Source organism: Sporosarcina sp. FSL K6-5500 (assembly GCF_038005665.1).
In the GTDB taxonomy this organism is placed as follows: Bacteria; Bacillota; Bacilli; order Bacillales_A; family Planococcaceae; genus Sporosarcina; species Sporosarcina psychrophila.
Window position 1 is genome coordinate 1,171,442 of the sequence record NZ_JBBOTP010000001.1, and the last position, 15,268, is coordinate 1,186,709.

Annotated in this window: 26 protein-coding genes; all 26 read right to left on the reverse strand. The window is 41.9% G+C overall.

Annotated features, from left to right (window positions below; genetic code table 11):
• Positions 1–10: 10 nt before the first annotated feature.
• The 26 genes from MKX62_RS05155 to MKX62_RS05280 all read right to left on the reverse strand — a co-directional run bounded on the left by MKX62_RS05155 (position 11) and on the right by MKX62_RS05280 (position 15,214).
• Positions 11–1,321 (reverse strand): phage tail sheath C-terminal domain-containing protein, encoded by a 1,311-nt coding sequence (locus MKX62_RS05155; protein ID WP_340740943.1) that lies wholly within the window; start codon positions 1,319–1,321, stop codon positions 11–13.
• The gene (locus MKX62_RS05160) at positions 1,321–1,539 is read right to left on the reverse strand and encodes a hypothetical protein (protein ID WP_340740944.1); all 219 of its coding nucleotides are present in this window, start codon (positions 1,537–1,539) and stop codon (positions 1,321–1,323) included. Before MKX62_RS05160 ends, MKX62_RS05155 begins: the two co-directional genes overlap by 1 nt.
• The gene (locus tag MKX62_RS05165) at positions 1,532–1,942 is read right to left on the reverse strand and encodes a phage tail terminator family protein (RefSeq protein ID WP_340740945.1); all 411 of its coding nucleotides are present in this window, start codon (positions 1,940–1,942) and stop codon (positions 1,532–1,534) included. The genes MKX62_RS05160 and MKX62_RS05165 overlap by 8 nt, the downstream gene beginning before the upstream one ends.
• Complete coding sequence (locus MKX62_RS05170) at positions 1,932–2,330, reverse strand: HK97 gp10 family phage protein (protein ID WP_340740946.1); 399 nt, start codon at positions 2,328–2,330, stop codon at positions 1,932–1,934. Before MKX62_RS05170 ends, MKX62_RS05165 begins: the two co-directional genes overlap by 11 nt.
• Positions 2,330–2,686: a hypothetical protein gene (locus tag MKX62_RS05175; RefSeq protein ID WP_340740947.1), complete on the reverse strand. Its 357-nt coding sequence runs from the start codon at positions 2,684–2,686 to the stop codon at positions 2,330–2,332. Before MKX62_RS05175 ends, MKX62_RS05170 begins: the two co-directional genes overlap by 1 nt.
• A gap of 1 nt (position 2,687) precedes the next feature.
• Positions 2,688–3,035, reverse strand: coding sequence for a hypothetical protein (locus MKX62_RS05180; protein WP_340740948.1), 348 nt, complete (start codon positions 3,033–3,035; stop codon positions 2,688–2,690).
• A 2-nt stretch (positions 3,036–3,037) separates the two neighbouring features.
• Entirely contained in the window at positions 3,038–3,220 is a 183-nt protein-coding gene (locus MKX62_RS05185) for a hypothetical protein (RefSeq protein WP_340740949.1), read from the reverse strand.
• Between the two features lie 45 nt (positions 3,221–3,265).
• The gene (locus MKX62_RS05190) at positions 3,266–4,309 is read right to left on the reverse strand and encodes a major capsid protein (RefSeq protein ID WP_340740950.1); all 1,044 of its coding nucleotides are present in this window, start codon (positions 4,307–4,309) and stop codon (positions 3,266–3,268) included.
• Positions 4,310–4,326: 17 nt separating this feature from the next.
• Positions 4,327–4,686 carry a hypothetical protein gene (locus tag MKX62_RS05195; RefSeq protein WP_340740951.1) on the reverse strand — a complete coding sequence of 120 codons (360 nt, stop codon included), beginning with the start codon at positions 4,684–4,686 and terminating at the stop codon, positions 4,327–4,329.
• A 16-nt stretch (positions 4,687–4,702) separates the two neighbouring features.
• On the reverse strand, positions 4,703–5,308 hold the full coding sequence (locus MKX62_RS05200) for a phage scaffolding protein (protein WP_340740952.1): 606 nt from the start codon (positions 5,306–5,308) through the stop codon (positions 4,703–4,705).
• A gap of 105 nt (positions 5,309–5,413) precedes the next feature.
• Entirely contained in the window at positions 5,414–5,929 is a 516-nt protein-coding gene (locus MKX62_RS05205) for a hypothetical protein (RefSeq protein ID WP_340740953.1), read from the reverse strand.
• A gap of 57 nt (positions 5,930–5,986) precedes the next feature.
• Entirely contained in the window at positions 5,987–6,157 is a 171-nt protein-coding gene (locus MKX62_RS05210; RefSeq protein ID WP_340740954.1) for a hypothetical protein, read from the reverse strand.
• A 33-nt stretch (positions 6,158–6,190) separates the two neighbouring features.
• Positions 6,191–7,405, reverse strand: a complete 1,215-nt coding sequence (locus MKX62_RS05215) for a minor capsid protein (RefSeq protein WP_340740955.1) — start codon at positions 7,403–7,405, stop codon at positions 6,191–6,193.
• Positions 7,398–8,852, reverse strand: a complete 1,455-nt coding sequence (locus MKX62_RS05220; protein WP_340740956.1) for a phage portal protein — start codon at positions 8,850–8,852, stop codon at positions 7,398–7,400. The genes MKX62_RS05215 and MKX62_RS05220 overlap by 8 nt, the downstream gene beginning before the upstream one ends.
• A gap of 16 nt (positions 8,853–8,868) precedes the next feature.
• On the reverse strand, positions 8,869–10,188 hold the full coding sequence (locus tag MKX62_RS05225; RefSeq protein ID WP_340740957.1) for a PBSX family phage terminase large subunit: 1,320 nt from the start codon (positions 10,186–10,188) through the stop codon (positions 8,869–8,871).
• The gene (locus tag MKX62_RS05230) at positions 10,157–11,032 is read right to left on the reverse strand and encodes a terminase small subunit (protein ID WP_340740958.1); all 876 of its coding nucleotides are present in this window, start codon (positions 11,030–11,032) and stop codon (positions 10,157–10,159) included. The genes MKX62_RS05225 and MKX62_RS05230 overlap by 32 nt, the downstream gene beginning before the upstream one ends.
• Before the next feature lie 103 nt (positions 11,033–11,135).
• Positions 11,136–11,873, reverse strand: coding sequence for a hypothetical protein (locus MKX62_RS05235; protein ID WP_340740959.1), 738 nt, complete (start codon positions 11,871–11,873; stop codon positions 11,136–11,138).
• Between the two features lie 234 nt (positions 11,874–12,107).
• On the reverse strand, positions 12,108–12,608 hold the full coding sequence (locus MKX62_RS05240) for a sigma-70 family RNA polymerase sigma factor (protein WP_340740960.1): 501 nt from the start codon (positions 12,606–12,608) through the stop codon (positions 12,108–12,110).
• 96 nt (positions 12,609–12,704) lie between these two features.
• Complete coding sequence (locus MKX62_RS05245) at positions 12,705–12,872, reverse strand: DUF3954 domain-containing protein (RefSeq protein WP_445683522.1); 168 nt, start codon at positions 12,870–12,872, stop codon at positions 12,705–12,707.
• A 67-nt stretch (positions 12,873–12,939) separates the two neighbouring features.
• Positions 12,940–13,278, reverse strand: coding sequence for a helix-turn-helix domain-containing protein (locus tag MKX62_RS05250; protein WP_340740961.1), 339 nt, complete (start codon positions 13,276–13,278; stop codon positions 12,940–12,942).
• Positions 13,242–13,565 (reverse strand): hypothetical protein, encoded by a 324-nt coding sequence (locus tag MKX62_RS05255; protein ID WP_340740962.1) that lies wholly within the window; start codon positions 13,563–13,565, stop codon positions 13,242–13,244. The genes MKX62_RS05250 and MKX62_RS05255 overlap by 37 nt, the downstream gene beginning before the upstream one ends.
• Positions 13,566–13,567: 2 nt before the next feature.
• Complete coding sequence (locus tag MKX62_RS05260) at positions 13,568–13,810, reverse strand: hypothetical protein (RefSeq protein WP_340740963.1); 243 nt, start codon at positions 13,808–13,810, stop codon at positions 13,568–13,570.
• A 24-nt stretch (positions 13,811–13,834) separates the two neighbouring features.
• Positions 13,835–14,065, reverse strand: a complete 231-nt coding sequence (locus MKX62_RS05265; protein WP_340740964.1) for a hypothetical protein — start codon at positions 14,063–14,065, stop codon at positions 13,835–13,837.
• A gap of 8 nt (positions 14,066–14,073) precedes the next feature.
• Positions 14,074–14,238: a DUF6877 family protein gene (locus MKX62_RS05270; RefSeq protein WP_340740965.1), complete on the reverse strand. Its 165-nt coding sequence runs from the start codon at positions 14,236–14,238 to the stop codon at positions 14,074–14,076.
• Positions 14,239–14,598: 360 nt separating this feature from the next.
• Positions 14,599–14,805, reverse strand: a complete 207-nt coding sequence (locus MKX62_RS05275) for a hypothetical protein (protein ID WP_340740966.1) — start codon at positions 14,803–14,805, stop codon at positions 14,599–14,601.
• A 106-nt stretch (positions 14,806–14,911) separates the two neighbouring features.
• Positions 14,912–15,214 (reverse strand): hypothetical protein, encoded by a 303-nt coding sequence (locus MKX62_RS05280; RefSeq protein ID WP_340740967.1) that lies wholly within the window; start codon positions 15,212–15,214, stop codon positions 14,912–14,914.
• Positions 15,215–15,268 lie beyond the last annotated feature (54 nt).

Below are 15,268 nucleotides of genomic sequence, written 5' to 3' on the forward strand. Positions count from 1 at the left end.
ACACCCCCTATTATTTACATTCCACAGTCATATAGAGTTTTTCCATGGCATCGACGAACTTAACGCCTAACGTCACAAGTACGGCATCTTTCGTGTCACCCTCGCGAATCACGATATCTTCAGTATCGTAAGGTTCAATCGCTTCTTGTCGCACCAACCTGTCAAGTACTTCTTTCATGATGGATCCTTTAAAAAGGTTCCTGCCGTTACCGTGGTTCTTCACTTTCCCAATAAAGTTCCGAGAGTAGATGTGTTTAATGTTGTTGCCCATAATGTCCATTTGCCGTACAATCAGCCCTTTTCGGAAGTCCTGATTCTTCTTTGGTGTGAATGAACGGAACGTGTTGATGTCTGATTCGACAACCATCCGATCAAGACCATCTGCACCTTCGTTATAAATGAATACGACGTGTCCTTCTCTTTTGGCTTTCACGATTTCCTCATGCGGGAGGCGTTCAACGTCAGTCGCACCAGGGTACTCCGCATAAGTGAGGGAATTTGTAATTGCGTTTGCATAAGCCGCTCCATACCAATACACGGCATCTTTCGCAGAAATAAATTCTTCTCCCACGTAAACGCCGTTCTTGATAGATATGACACCTTCATGATCAGCATCGTTATAATCGTTCGTGATAAGCGCTACGTTTTTACCCTCATTTTCGCGCCACTGTTTTACTTTCAATGACAGAAGCAACTTGACAGATTCGTCATCGGTTCCAATTGCGATCGTTTTGAATATCTGTGAATCAAGTCCGGCCGCGAATGTTGCATACGAATCATTCATCGCCGTGATCGTGGTCCCACCCTTAAGTGTTAGGGTTGCATCCGCATCCGGTAATTCACCACTGAATGAGACGTAAGGGTTTGCCACTAACTCTTGCGTTGTTTCAACAACTTGCGAATCAACGCGGGCACCTCTGAAGAACGTTCTGACTGTTGCGTTACCACTCAAACCAATCGCAACCGTTACAGACAACTCGTTCCCGTCTTTGCCACCATGGACTGCTGTTGCCACGAATGTTCCGCTAGTAGCCGTCGCCTTATCACCTTCACCATTCAAGTTGTAAACGATGACATTGCCAGTCCCTTTGAAAGCTTCTCTAATTTTTTTCAAATCTTTGAGGTCTTTACCGAACGTTTCTTCAAATTTTGTATCTGGAGAAACTTTGATAAACTCGCCGACTTTTCCCCAGTCGAGCGTTAAAGGAACTACTTCCGCACCTCTTGAATCCAGTCCGGCAACAGCTAAACTATCAGTCTCGAAATTGATATACGCGCCTGATAAATCTTTATTTTGTGTTTCCCAATTTCCACCCGCCATTATGCTTTAACCTCCTTTTTTTCTTTCTCGACCTTTGCGTTGACCTTCTTTGATTTCCACGCCTCGACCAATTTTGCGACTTCATCTTTCGTGTACGTTTTGTTATCAGCAAGAATGACCTGCAGAATCAACCTTTCTTTACTCTCTTCTACAGCTTCCACGAATGCAGATTTGCTATATTTCTGTTGCTTTGACTTATCTTCTTTTGCTTTAGACATTTCTGACACCTCCAAATTGCAATCTTTGCATCAATGTTCCTTGCTCCAATTCTTTCAATAACACCTTCACATTGAACGTAATGACAAGCACCTCGTCTACAACATCACCCGCGACTTTATGGACGTGGTAGCGATTGTCGATATATCTAAACTCATCTTGGAACGTCTCGAGTACCTGGTCGCACTCACCGCGTTTATCAGCCGTATCGGGAAAGTAAGTGACGTTGATGGAATACGTCCTCTTGGAACTCTTACCGAGTTGCCGTTCATGTTCGTTGTTAAAAATGAGTACCAAAAAAGCAGGAGTTATCAGCCCCTGCTTAATCGGTTCGTCATATACTTTTAGTGGCCCGAAGACCGCTTTGATTTGTTGGATAATGAGGGATTTCAAATTAGCTACCAAAGATTCGCCTCATTTCTTTTTCAACTTCCATTTTCCACATATTCGGGGCGATACGGTCCATTTCATCTTTTGTTAGCTTCAGCATGAATTTACCTTCAACCCAGCCTACCGTTTTACCGGCAATTACTATCCGGTGTCCGTTTTCAATCCACGAAGCGTAATTGAGTTGGTTGTAAATAAGGATTGTGTAGGTATCACCCTTTTTCACAATGTGGTATTTCCAGTTGTTGCGTAAATCGCCAGTGTCTACAGGCGTCATTTTCTTTACTTTTCGGATAGCCAATTGAGCGACGCGTTTGGCGACTTTTAAATGGATGACGTGAGACATCTTGTTTAACTCGATTAGGTTTTGCTTCATTAACTTCATTTCGCTAAATTCAAAACCCATCACGCATACCCCTTACGGATTAGCAATACTTCCTGATGAGATACATAAACGAACGGCTCTTTTGCTGATTCATATTTCACGCCATCAACAGTAACTACATCCCCTGCCAACACTTTGAAATCGCTCGAAAGGAATAACTTCACGTCATATTGAATGACGTTTGCATCGCCCTGTACGGCGTTGTTGAGCGTCGAGGAAGATAAACGACAAGGGATGTCAGTGTGAACCTTAGCCCATCTCGTTCCGTCCGCACCGCTAGGCTTCACGTATTCTTCAAAGCGTTCAATTGTAGCAGTCTTGTCATACATAAGTTCAACAGCTGCAGTCGCCTTCGCCATGATATTACGGATGTTCATGCTACCACCTCAATTTCCGAAAACTGTTCAGCTGCTTCGCGTAGTCAAAGAGTAGCTTTTCAGTAGCTCTTTCGCGCGACTCCACTTTTGCCGAACCAAACGTCACTTGGACGTCCCCCTCTTTGATTGCCGAAACAGACGACTGCGCCTCTGGATCATTCTTGCGGTTTTCGCCTGTAATCATATCGACTACCATGTTTGCGTGTGTGAAAGCGAGTTCTCGTGGAATGTCGGTCCGGTTGCAATATGTTTTAATGGCTTGCGCGACTTCTTCTATATAGAAATTTAATTGCAAGGCTTCTGGTGCTGTATCGGGAAGTTTCGTCCTAACAATTTCAATTACCTCCATCGTTATTCCTCCTTACTCTTTGCCTTCGGGCGCTTCTCGACGGTGCGTTCAAAATCACTATCAATCACACCTGATTCCATTAATACATCACAAACATCTTCCGGGACCGTTGCAGATTCACCTTTACGGTATCGGTCAGTTCCGAGTTTGACGTTACGGTTGAACGTCACCTTGAATTCCAGCATAAAAATTACCTCCTTCAATAAAAATAGAGAGGAACAAGTCCCCTCTTACTTCACTTTTGCAATGAAGATATTATCGATTGTTTCAAAGCTTGGTAGTACGATTTCAGAAACAATCGTCTGAACGTTGACTGGATGCGGTTCTACAATAGTTGTGATTGCTACGCCCGTATTAACGACTTGTACTTTTGCAGAAGATGCACCAGACATAAGATCCGCTTCCTCCGGCGTTGTGCCGTAGTACGTGTTACCAAGTACGCCATCTGGAATAAGCGTGAAATGGTCGTCTGGATAGAAGTTGTGAAGCACTCCTTTTTCATCGCGATACTTTTTGTTGTGAACCGCAATCGATAGACCGAATTTAGCTGATAGATACTGTTTTAACATCGCGTCCGTCATAATGACATTCTGCCCACCGAGAGGATTCATGTCTAAACGGAAACTTTCGTGTCTCAGGAGATAGTTCCACGTTTTACGAGACATGATTGATTTCGTTGGACGACTACCTGTATTTTCCTCCACTGTATCCTGCCACCTCAGAATATCTTCAATCGGTGTTGAACCCGGCTTGTCCCAAGTTCCATCCGTAAGTAGCGTTTCCTTGTGGTCGTCTTTCATGCCGTAGTTATAATCGTAATCTACACGATTGGCACTGATCGCAATCTTACCTGTCGATAATAGCTGCATAATCATTCGTTCAGGTTGTACTTCCGCCCCATCTACAAGCGTTTTAACATCATCGTAGATCGCATTGATCATAGGCACGATGTAGGCCGCATTAGTAGAATCGCCGAGTTTCAATAACTCTTGACGATCTTTTTCACCAATAGACATCGCTTCTCGAAAGAATGGCATCTCGGTAACGATTTTGTCAAATCCAATACGATCACGCAATGTAGCTTTAACATCAAATTCGGATGGCATCAAAGCAACGGGTAGACCTTTTGAGCCTTTAATCCAGCTCAGGTCTAAACCCATTTGTTTTTTAGCGGGGAACAATGTTGCCCCCAAGTGCGGGATGTTGTTACTAGATGACTCTGTGTAATATGTTGCGATATCTTTAGCGTTTACATAATCAAAAATGTTCGGCATTAATCATCATTCCTCTCTTATTGAATAAACGTAATTTGTTTTAATGCAGCAACTTCTTCCGCTGTTGGAGCTTTTGGGATTTTATCAAGTGCAATAAATCCATGAATGAGTAATGCGCCCTTTGCAGGTCCACTTGTAACGTCCGTGTCGTTAAAAAGAACACCTTCCGCAACAACATCCACTGTCGCAAGTACCGCGTCCTTAGACTCGTCTGTAACTACACCACCGCCTAATAATGTACCCGCAAGGACAATCTTTTTGCCGTCTGCATTAGCGACAATACCTGCGTCACTAACCGTCACTGCCACGTTCACGTAATGATCGGGGAACTTTAAAATATTTGTTCTGTTGCCGTAACTTGTTTTTTTAAATTTCATCGTCTATTCCTCCTATTTATTCGAAGTAATTTTGTCGTGCTGTTTCGAGTCCTGCGTTGCCTTTCGCGTATTCCGCAATTTGTTTTCCAAATCCACCGTCATCTTTAGCTCCTTTGCCATCTGGTGCTTTGCCGTCTGCCGGAGTGAAGCCTTTGAATACCGGCTTACCATCTGAATCTTGGGCAAACAAATAGCCATCCGACTCAGATAGGGTTTTCAACTGCTCATCAAGACCGAGCAGCTTTTCCCCATCAAGTTTGATGGCTTCTATATCTAACAACGCTTTTACTGCTTTTGGATTCTTCACCTTTGCCTCCGTTAATGCACGTTCAAGAGCGTAGTTGTATGACTGCTTCTGAATCTTCTCTTCATATTCAGTCTTGGTTGTATCATTAGCCGCTTGAAGCGTCGCAATCTGCCCCTTCAATTCTTCACTGGCGCCTGCTGTTTTCTTCAACTCTTCAAGTTGAGTATCACGAGCTGCTAAGTCGGTATCAAGTTGCTTTTTAGCCGCATTTACTTCATCGAAGCGTGATTTAGGAATCATAGTCCCGATGCCCGCCACAACTTCATCCGCTTGTTCCTCGGTTAACCCTAATGCGATTAGCTGTTCTTTATTCAATTCAGTCATCCTTTCAAATTACGTTTTTTAACGAGGGTATCGACCTCGGATTTGTCTTTATAGTTAGCGTCCAAAATACCAAAATGACGAGTTGTTCTTAATTACTTAATAGGCGTGTTTCCGAATACATTCTTCAGAGAGTAACTCGCTCAATACCTCGGCTATTTTTTTAATGTCATCTTTGCCGCTAAACGATTGGTTAACCGTTACAACCGGACTGACCTTTTTCTCTTCGTTGAGAGGAGCTAGAAGTACGGATCTGATTCGCTCGTCCTTCAACATCATTTCCGCATCCTTAGCTAGGAACCCGTACTTTGTGATCACATAATACAGCTCAGTACTGTCAACTTGTTCCTCATACTTCTTCTCGAATTCGGCTGGGCTCATGAAAACGGCATGCCTATCTTCGCTCATCACAATGTAATCGCCAGGTGTAAGATCACGCGCGCCTCCTGTACCTTCGATCGACTCATTAAAACCTTGGTGTAATCCACCTAAGCCTAGAGCTATATTTTTGCATCCTATCATGTAGTCTCGGATTTCGTGAATGGGTTGCCCTATAAAAGTGCGCATAGCCGTGACAGATTTAGTTTTAACTCTATAATTTTTAACGGTTTCCAATACCATCACTCCCTCTTTTTAATAGCTACATAACGGAGTAGCGAACCGAGATATGGATCACTTCCTTCCTTTCTCTTTCTTCGCTTCTTCTTTATGGAATTCAGAAATGACTACGATTGAGGCGAACAACTTCATCAATTCAAGATCTGTTACCTCCATTTGTTCGCCGTACCAGTTGATTCCTCTAATCTTCGCCAGATAGCGCTCCTTAAACTCTTCGAAAGACATAATGTTTCACTCCTTTACTTGATAGCCAAGTCGTTACTTCTTCCGATTTCGATAAGCCTTCATCAGTGCTTCATACTTTTCTTTATCGCTGTATTTCATGTTTCGGAAAGCCAAAAGACTCTTCGGTGCACCTTCAACTTTCGCGGATTGATATTTCTTCATCTGCTCAATATCACCGAAACGATTTTGAATCATCGTCTCTTTATTTTCATTCGACTCACTGCCAGTTACATTCTTGCCATACCATTCTTCATAGGTCATAGAATCAACCAGACCATCCATAGACTGGCGTTGTTCACCATCCATGTATTCGGATTCATCAAACCACGGAATCGTTGTAGAACGACAGCGCACATGAAATGGATTCGCGTTAACCCTAGGCTTATAATCTTTCACATTGTAAATCTTGCCATCTTGATTCTGACAGATATCAGATGTGCGACTATCAAGTGTAGCAAGGACCTCATACTTCTCAATCCCTGCATCGACGTAGCTGTTATGTGCAGCAAGACTGTGAAAGAAATTAGACTCGGTACGCACCAGAGCTTCAACTCTAGATTTCGTAACATCCGTAGCAGTCATAACCGCTTTTGTTGTCTGCTGAATAGAACGACCAGAAGAAAAGCTTCTTTCCAACTCTTTACGTACGGTCTTAAGCGCACTTGATTGATGCCCCCATATACGCTCGGAAAACTCTTCACCGCTCCAATTGTAGGTTAGGACCTCTTTCATCACCGTATCTTTAATAGCCGGAACCTTAATGCTAATTGGTCCCTGCTTCGCTAGATCGAACAACGATTGATAATAAGTGTTTTGGTAAATCTCGGTTAAGCCGGTGTATGTGTATTCCTGCAACCCATTTGTTCCACCATATAATTCAATCATACTCATTTCCACTTGCGCATTAAGCGCCTCTAATCGAGATATTCGCGTACGATAACTCACTGAATTTAATAGTTTGTCGTATTCTGGATTACCTGATAGAGACATTTCACGGAATCTCTTTAAATCAACGTCCTTGAAATCCTTCATTTCCTTTACTGTCAGATACTTTTTCGCATCTTGAATCGATACTTTGTTGTCGACAGCGTAACGGCCATAAAAGGATTCAATTTCCTTCAAGATTTCAAGTTGTGTTTCTCGCAAGCTTTCATCCATCTGCGCAAGATACTTACTCGCAATCAACTGCGACTCCATCTCACGTTGAGCGGAACGCCCTTCCCAGTATTCCTTTGTCGGTTTACTCATTTACCTTCACTTCTTTAAACGAGTCTTTGTAATCATCATCTTTTCCGTATTGCTTCTCAATTCGCTTCAACTCTTCCTGGACATCAGTAACCCATGGATGATTAGCGATAATTGTTTCATCCGAAATCTGACTCGCACTCTTACTGGCGTTTTCAATCACTTCGGATTCATTAATGATGATATCCCGATTTAAAATGAAATCGACATTTTCATCCGAATAGTCCTGACCACCCCGATTAGCAATGTCTTGGTCAATGAACCACTTCAACTGCTCCAGTGATGCTTGGAATTCTGTAGCAATGATATTTGCATCCATGTCTAGGTCCGCATACAAGAATCGTAAGGCAATACCAGATTTGTCATTACCTAGCGTTTCCGATTGCGTATCAACACCACGACCAAGTTCATACAAGTCTTTCCGCTGCATGTCCATGTGAACTTTAAATGCTTCTGTATCGATTTTCGTAGAAATGTAATCAAGTCCACCATCACCAGCAACTTTAGCTGCGCGGAATACCGACAAATTGCGTCTGAACTCTCCGAGATCAACACCGTCGTAGTTTTTTACAACATAAATACCGCCAGACGGCAAATCCTCAATATTATTCGCATTGTCGGATTTTTGTAAGTCGTAATCATCAATGATAGATTTCACGAAGTTTATGATGGGCAATTCTTCATCGTTATATTTAAAACAAACGAACGGAATACGTTGCCAATTGACACGCTCTGCGTTCTCGCCATCTTCGACTAAAACGTGAGGGCTGTAACCCCCTTCATCGACATCTAGAATGAGTTTGCCCTTCTCCATGACGTACCTGTATACGCCAGTTAAATCCCACACTTCAATCTTTTTAACGGTCGCCTTCTCTTTGCCAACCCACATCTCGATTTCGTAGGAACGAATGACAGCTGCTAACTCAGTGTGGTCCGAGTCTTTCCAAAGAGGAATGATTTCTTCTGACGGAATTCGTTTCATCTTGAAATCGCCCTGTTCATCATAGTAAGTGTGTATCCATGCCTTACCTTTGTTAATCGCTTCTTTGCCGACGTTTTGAAACATGCGGTAAAAACTCTTATTGAAGTAACTGGATAATGCTTTTTGATACAATTCATTATCTGTTCTCGCTGTAAATGGCAAACTGAGTAAATATCCAACCTTTTGATCTACCATCTTCCGGATAAAGCCGTGTACGATTTTCTTATTGGCGATATTCTTTGCTTCTTCGAGTTGGCCGCCTTCACCGACTACCATTCTCTTTCTCTCTAGGATATCGTTGTCGTTAACATAATAGCGTTGACCAACAAGCATCAAATTACGCAACTTCGACTTCTCCCATTCCTGGACTTCATGCAATATAATAGCTTCATCGCCAACTACATTCTTGGCGCCAGTCTCGACAATCTTATTTATTTTTTCTGTTTCTGTTTTCGAAAACGGGTCCACATTAGCGACCTCCCCTCTAATCAAATGACAAGCCGGATTTCTTCATAACGACCGTATTGACAAAATATCTGTCACTGTCCATGTGGTGGTCATTCTTTTTAATCGGCTTATCTTCACCGTGATCTCTTGCTTTCTCATCCCAAATATAAGAAGAAAATTCTCTTTTGGTTTCGGTGCAGCAATCGTTGTATTTTATCTTTCCAGTACTCAATGCAGTCGCGACATTCCGGATGCCATCAATTACATCGTTATCAGCTTGTCGCACGTGGAAGCCATCTCTCTTTAACTGAGCTATAAAAGAAGCAGCAGATGGGTCAACGAGTACAGTTAGGGTTTCAGTTCCGACAAATTCTTTCAAGTCTTTACTGTAATCACTATCCGTCTTTTGCTTCCCATCCCGTCCGCTATGGTGATACTCCTTGACCTTGTACCAAGTCTTCTTATGCAAGCCCCACAAGCCGAATGCAGTCGGGTTCTGTGTCCCATAGTCAATTGATACATAGAATCTTGAATACGTTCTATCAACCGTAGGAACGACATGCTCCTTCTCATTGAACATGTCATAAATAACACCTTCAGCAAGCACCCACAAACCCAAAATAAAGCGTTGATAGAAGATACCGGTGTATAACCGACGGTACCGTTCTTTCACGCGCTCAGATAAAGATAGGTTGTCGTCCATCGTGAAATGGAGTTGGAACAAATTCTTCTCTTTCATCTTTCCGATAAATTCAGTATTAAACCAATGATAAGGTCCTTCCGGGTTGCAGTTAAACCATAGTTTCGAGCCATCCACCGAACAACGAGCTGTTGCCTGGTTAACGAATGATTGTGGCATCAGAGCCACTTCGTCGAAGAACATACCGGCAAGCGTGATCCCTTGAATCAAATCTTGTGAACCTTCGTCCTTACCACCAAATACGTAAAAGTAATTTGTTATTCCGTTACGCGAGATTGACAGCATATTTTCTGAACGATGGTCTTTAACTTTGTAACCACGAGCTTTCAGCATACGTTTAAGCGGGGTAATTACGTTACGTCGGAATGAACCGATTGTTTTCCCTGCCATCCCCATGTTTTCATCCTTGAACGAGTCCATTGCCCACATAACGTAAGAAAGGGACATGACGACCGTTTTACCCGCACGTACCGAACCGTCGCATATGATGCCGTCCATGTCTTTCATTGGTGAATCTTTTCTCCACCATGTTAGGACTTGCTTCTGTTTTATTGAAAACGGTTTAAAAGTGAATGGGGCAGGCTTCTTCTTAAACGTCTTTTTCTTTGTAAGGAACGAGAAATACTTAATCTTCGCTTTCGGTTGGGTTTCCGGCATTGCCCCACACCTCCAACGTTGTCGCATCTAGTGCTTCGTTAAATCCATCATCTTCGTACTGTTCAGGATCCTCGTTACCGAATGCTTTTGCGTGAGCGATCTTAAGCTTCTCAGTCTCGATTTGACGTTTGAAGTGATCAGGTAACATATCGAAATACTTCGTCAGCATGTCGAGCGCCTTCATCTTGTCAGCCAACTTAACCACAACCCCATCACGACCTAGTTTTAATTCCGTGATGATCGTGCCATCTACTTCATCCGACGGTTTGAAATCTACGTAACCCTCTTTGTATGTGATTGGTTTAAATTCAGCATCCATCATCACTCTTCCTGTTTCCGGGTGTAGTTGCTCTCTTGTAACGCTACCAAAATCAACGAAGTCGGTAATATCTGCAAAGGCAATTTGAATGTATTTGTTGAGTACGTCCATTGCATCGATGAAGATGCCTTGTTGCATTTCACCTTTCAGCCTTCTAACTTCGGCTGCCACCTTAACATTTCTAAGCAACCTACTTCCTTCGACGTGTGCACTATTCCTTGCATACCCAGCTTTGATAGCTGCCATTGTCGCGTTAAAACTCTTAATGTAGTAAATACAAAAAAGCCTCTGCTTATCGGTTAAATCATCCGACTCTACAACGGCTTCTTTCGGTTGCATCCTTTTGAAAATGGTTGCATCCTTTTTCTTTTTAGTTGCATCCTTAACAGATGGACCTCTTACCCAAGCTTCACGACTCTTCCTACTCTTCAACGTACCGAGTTTCACGTCATGTTTCTCAGCTAATGCAGCAAGTGTTATTTTTGTTGTTTCCCATTCCCTTTGTATCTCTTCCCAATTAGGCACATCACATCACCGTCCGCCTCCTTTATTTCTGTTTATCTTCATCAAAAGAAAACCTCAGTCTATAAACTTGGCTGAGGTTTTAACGCACTGTTCGATATGCAGACTACACAAACTCCGATAGAGTACCCGCCGCTTTAAATTTCCTTAAGATCTTGTTTTGTTGCGCGAGTTTTAAAAGTTGTTCGCCTTTCCCGTACAATCCTTCTGTATGAATTTCGTTCGTTAACTTAGAGTGATATTGGATGCCTATCTGACAATCAAGACTAACCAAATCCGAGTTCTTAGCTATTTGAACAAATAGTTTAAGTGTTTCGAACAAAGCTTTGTTTATACTTAAATCAGTTGTAATTTTACCATTCGTTTGTTCAACAATTTCATGAATCAAACCGTCTTTTTCCACTAAGTCTACTGGGTAAATAATTCTGATGCCGCCTTTATCCACCAACATTGAATTATCACCGTTTTTTTCATAGTAACTCTCGGATAATAAGCCGGATTGATATTCAATTTTATTATTATCTTCACCTAACCAAGTAATTGCTATATAACTATTATCAATCCGCTCTTCCGTTCCAAGAACATCGCGTTTACCTTCATCCGCAGTGGATTTGAAAATTTCAAGTACTTCATCAATATGCTCTATTCTTCTTTTCTTTATTATTCTTTCCTTTACTTCTTCCAAAAAGACCGCCCATCCTGCTCCTGTAATGAAACCCATATTTGGAATATAACGAAGTTTAAACACCCCATCCAGATATGTTGATTCTTCCTCGTTGTTTTCTCGCGTATCCGATATAATAATAGAGTATTGATCCGTTCTAGTTATAATAATCGTTGTCATAATAACAATCCTCGCTTTCCTTGTTTTTCAAAATATATAGCAAGAGTGTAACAATTTCACTCCAACTTAATATGATTCGTCAAGAAAAACGGAAATCCTTCTAATTTCCACTTTTATGTATCGGGGCTGGTAAGAGGGGTAATGTCGCTCGCACGCACCCCCTCTTTTATTCTCCCCCTCATATTCGTAGACTTCGAACGACCACCGCATGACAAGCGTATTACAAAGATTATTTCATACAACCTTTTGAATTCTTTTCTCAACCTTACTTCTCGCCCGTGTAATATGAGTTTGGACCGTACTTTTACTAACTCCTAGTTCATCCGCAATTTCAGACCAACTCATACCTTGGGCCATGTGCAGTATATAACACTGTCGTTCCCGTAGAGAGAATGATGAAAGGATATCTGCAAGTATAATTTTCTCTTCCTTAGTCATGTATAATTTCTTTTCTACTTCGCTTTCCAACTGCTCCGCAATATCCGGAATCAAATCAATATTTTCATACGACCTACGTTGATAAACAGCCTTTTCATCGACCCCTCGATAAGTGTTCGGCTGCCGTCCTGTAGTCATCCATTCTAGCGAATAAGACATGCTATCAATCATGCTGTTGAACTGCTTCAAATCATTCATTTCAATCGGATTAGCTCTGTCTACTTGGTCTGCCCGCTTCTTCATATCCTGCCTGCCCTCGATATACTCCGGAACCAATTTATCCACCCAACTCAACATAAAAGCGCCCCCCACTCCATAAATTGAAATATAAAAAGGACACCAAACAACGCTTAATGCGTCATTCAATGCCCTCGGTTGTTCCGATAAGCTATATTAAAATTTAAATGATTCTTCTAAGGATCCGTTGCAAGGTTTGCCCCCTTGCCAATTGATGATTTGTTTTCCGTAACCGATTGGCGGACTAGGAACCTCCGTTAGCTTCCCGTCCTTAACGATGTATGTTGCGTTCTTCATCAAATCAACTTCCGCTGTTTTACTCACAGGACCCCTCCTCGTGTGTTATACTTGCCTTAGCCGAGGCAGGAGGAATCCTGTCTTTTTTATTTGCTCAAATCTTATACCCAATAGCCCTCATCATCTTTTCACTATCCGCTACATAAGCCGCTTTAAACTCCGGAAAAGCATCAAATAAAAACCCTTCATAATCCAATCCAAAGTAGTCGCAATACCGAATGACGTCCTGCAAATCTGCCCTTTCGACGCCAATCTCTAAATTCATAATGCGTTCACGATACATTTTCAATCCCGCTGCCAAGTCTTTCAGATTCATTCCTTCATGCGTTCTGAGGAATTTAACCTTTTCAGCGATGTGTTGGATCTTTCGGTTTTCCTCAGCAGTTTCATTCACCCTTACACATCCAACGTCGGCTCTACCAAATCCGCCCATTCTTTCAACTCCCCTTCTAGTTGTTCTATTTCTTCACGCAATCGCTTGTTTTCTTCTTGTAACCCGTGAACTTCCCTACGTTTGAAGTCAATATCGTCCGCAAATTCCTTTTTCATGACTTGTAACTGTTCAGCTTGTTCGATAAGCCAGTCGGTCTCTTTATTGGCGAATAGCCCAGTTATTATGTCGGTTACTTCCATGCGTGGGTCACCTTCGCTACTAGTCGCTATGGCTACATTGTGAATCGCCTTAATTCGCTCCAACCGTTCCTCATTCGTTTCAGTCATTCTCAATCACCCCTCCTCAATTCACCATGCCGAAATATCCTAATCTGATTAGACTTCGCAAACAAAACCTCATACTGCCGTTTAGGTAGAAACTTCACAATTCGCCCCTTCGACCCCTCATATAATTTGAGATAGTAATAATCCTCTACTTCTTTTTCCTCCACATTCACAACGACCTCAACCATGTCCCCAAGCTCAAACGCTATTGTTGGCGCCGCATCAAAAATAGTGAGTTGCTGCACCATGTTGTCACTCCTTCATTTTCTGAACTACAACTTTCCTGCTGCCCTTTTGGATAACTCGAACCACCTACCCTTTGGAACGAAGTTAAAGCCGTATATTCTATGGAAAGCGTCGTTGCTCATGGAAAAGAATTCTCTACCTAGCTCTATCGTCGAATAAATATTAGTCAGTTTATCGTTACCGTTATACACATAAACTTTGTCTTCCTTCTGCACAGGTCTTTTAATTCCGTTTTTAATGAAATCGTCTATATTCATTAGCGTTTTCACTCCTTCACAAATCTCTTCGCATACCGCAACTGCTGATGAATATACGGATCATCCTCATTGCCACCGTTCCACATCCAGTCCCCGGTACGTCGTTCAATATCTTTCAGCACCTCAAACGGTAATTGTTTTGCTATCTTGATTATTTCTTGATATGCAGTCATTTGATCACTCCTCTAGTTGCACGTCGCTTTTTTACTTGCTCCTTCACTCCCCGAGATTAGTTTGATAGGGTATTCGAAAAGGAGGTAATACCATGTATTCCACAAAAGAAATGATGCGACTGTACCACGAAGAAAAATATTCCGTTATACAGGTTGCAGAATTTTTAGGATGTAAACCAAGTCTTGTGGCGGGTAGGTTAAGAAACAATTTGAGATCCCGAGAAGAAGCAGGCAGGATTCGATCCATTCGTTTGCATTTCGGAATTTTCCCTAGTGCTTTCAAGGATTGATTCTTATGTTGCGGCTCACAGTTCGGTCCATCAATCGGTCCAATGAGCCGCATTATGTTCGAACTGCGAATTACTTTTTGCGGTAATAAAGTACGATTCCATCTTCTTTTGATTCCACATGACCAATTTCAATTAGCTTTTCTAGTGTCCTTCTAGCTGTTGTATATCCTGTTCTGAACTTACGTTGAATCATTGCCACGCTAACTAAATCGCCTATTTGAACTTCCTGCGATATAAATCCAATTGTTTCCTCAATATTATGAACTTTTCCTTCCACACTCATCTTCCTTTCTACTTCATAGTTTTCTCGAACTGCGACTCAAATCATTTTTTATCCATCCAATAACTGAACCAAATTCCGATTAAAATACCAAATAGCAATGTCATATCGGGTAATCTTCCACTTCGCTAACAGTCACTTCTACAAATTCAAAGTTTTTCATCATGCTCGTGTAGCCGAAGTTGCAAATAGCATGATTGCCGAACTTGTCAATCATTGATTGTTCATAGTTTTTGAAATCCCTTATGCCTTTTTCTTTATCAAAATAAAGTGTTGCGACATTTGTATCCATTGTCAGAAAATCGTTGTCCTCATTTTTGTTGTCAAAGTACCATTCACCCGACATGTTGTTTTCACCTTTCACTTCATCTCTCAATCGTAAAATCCATGCATCTTTAACCGCCATTTTTCTATCCCCTTTCTTACTACGCCTTATGTGTCAACTGTTCACTTACTCAAT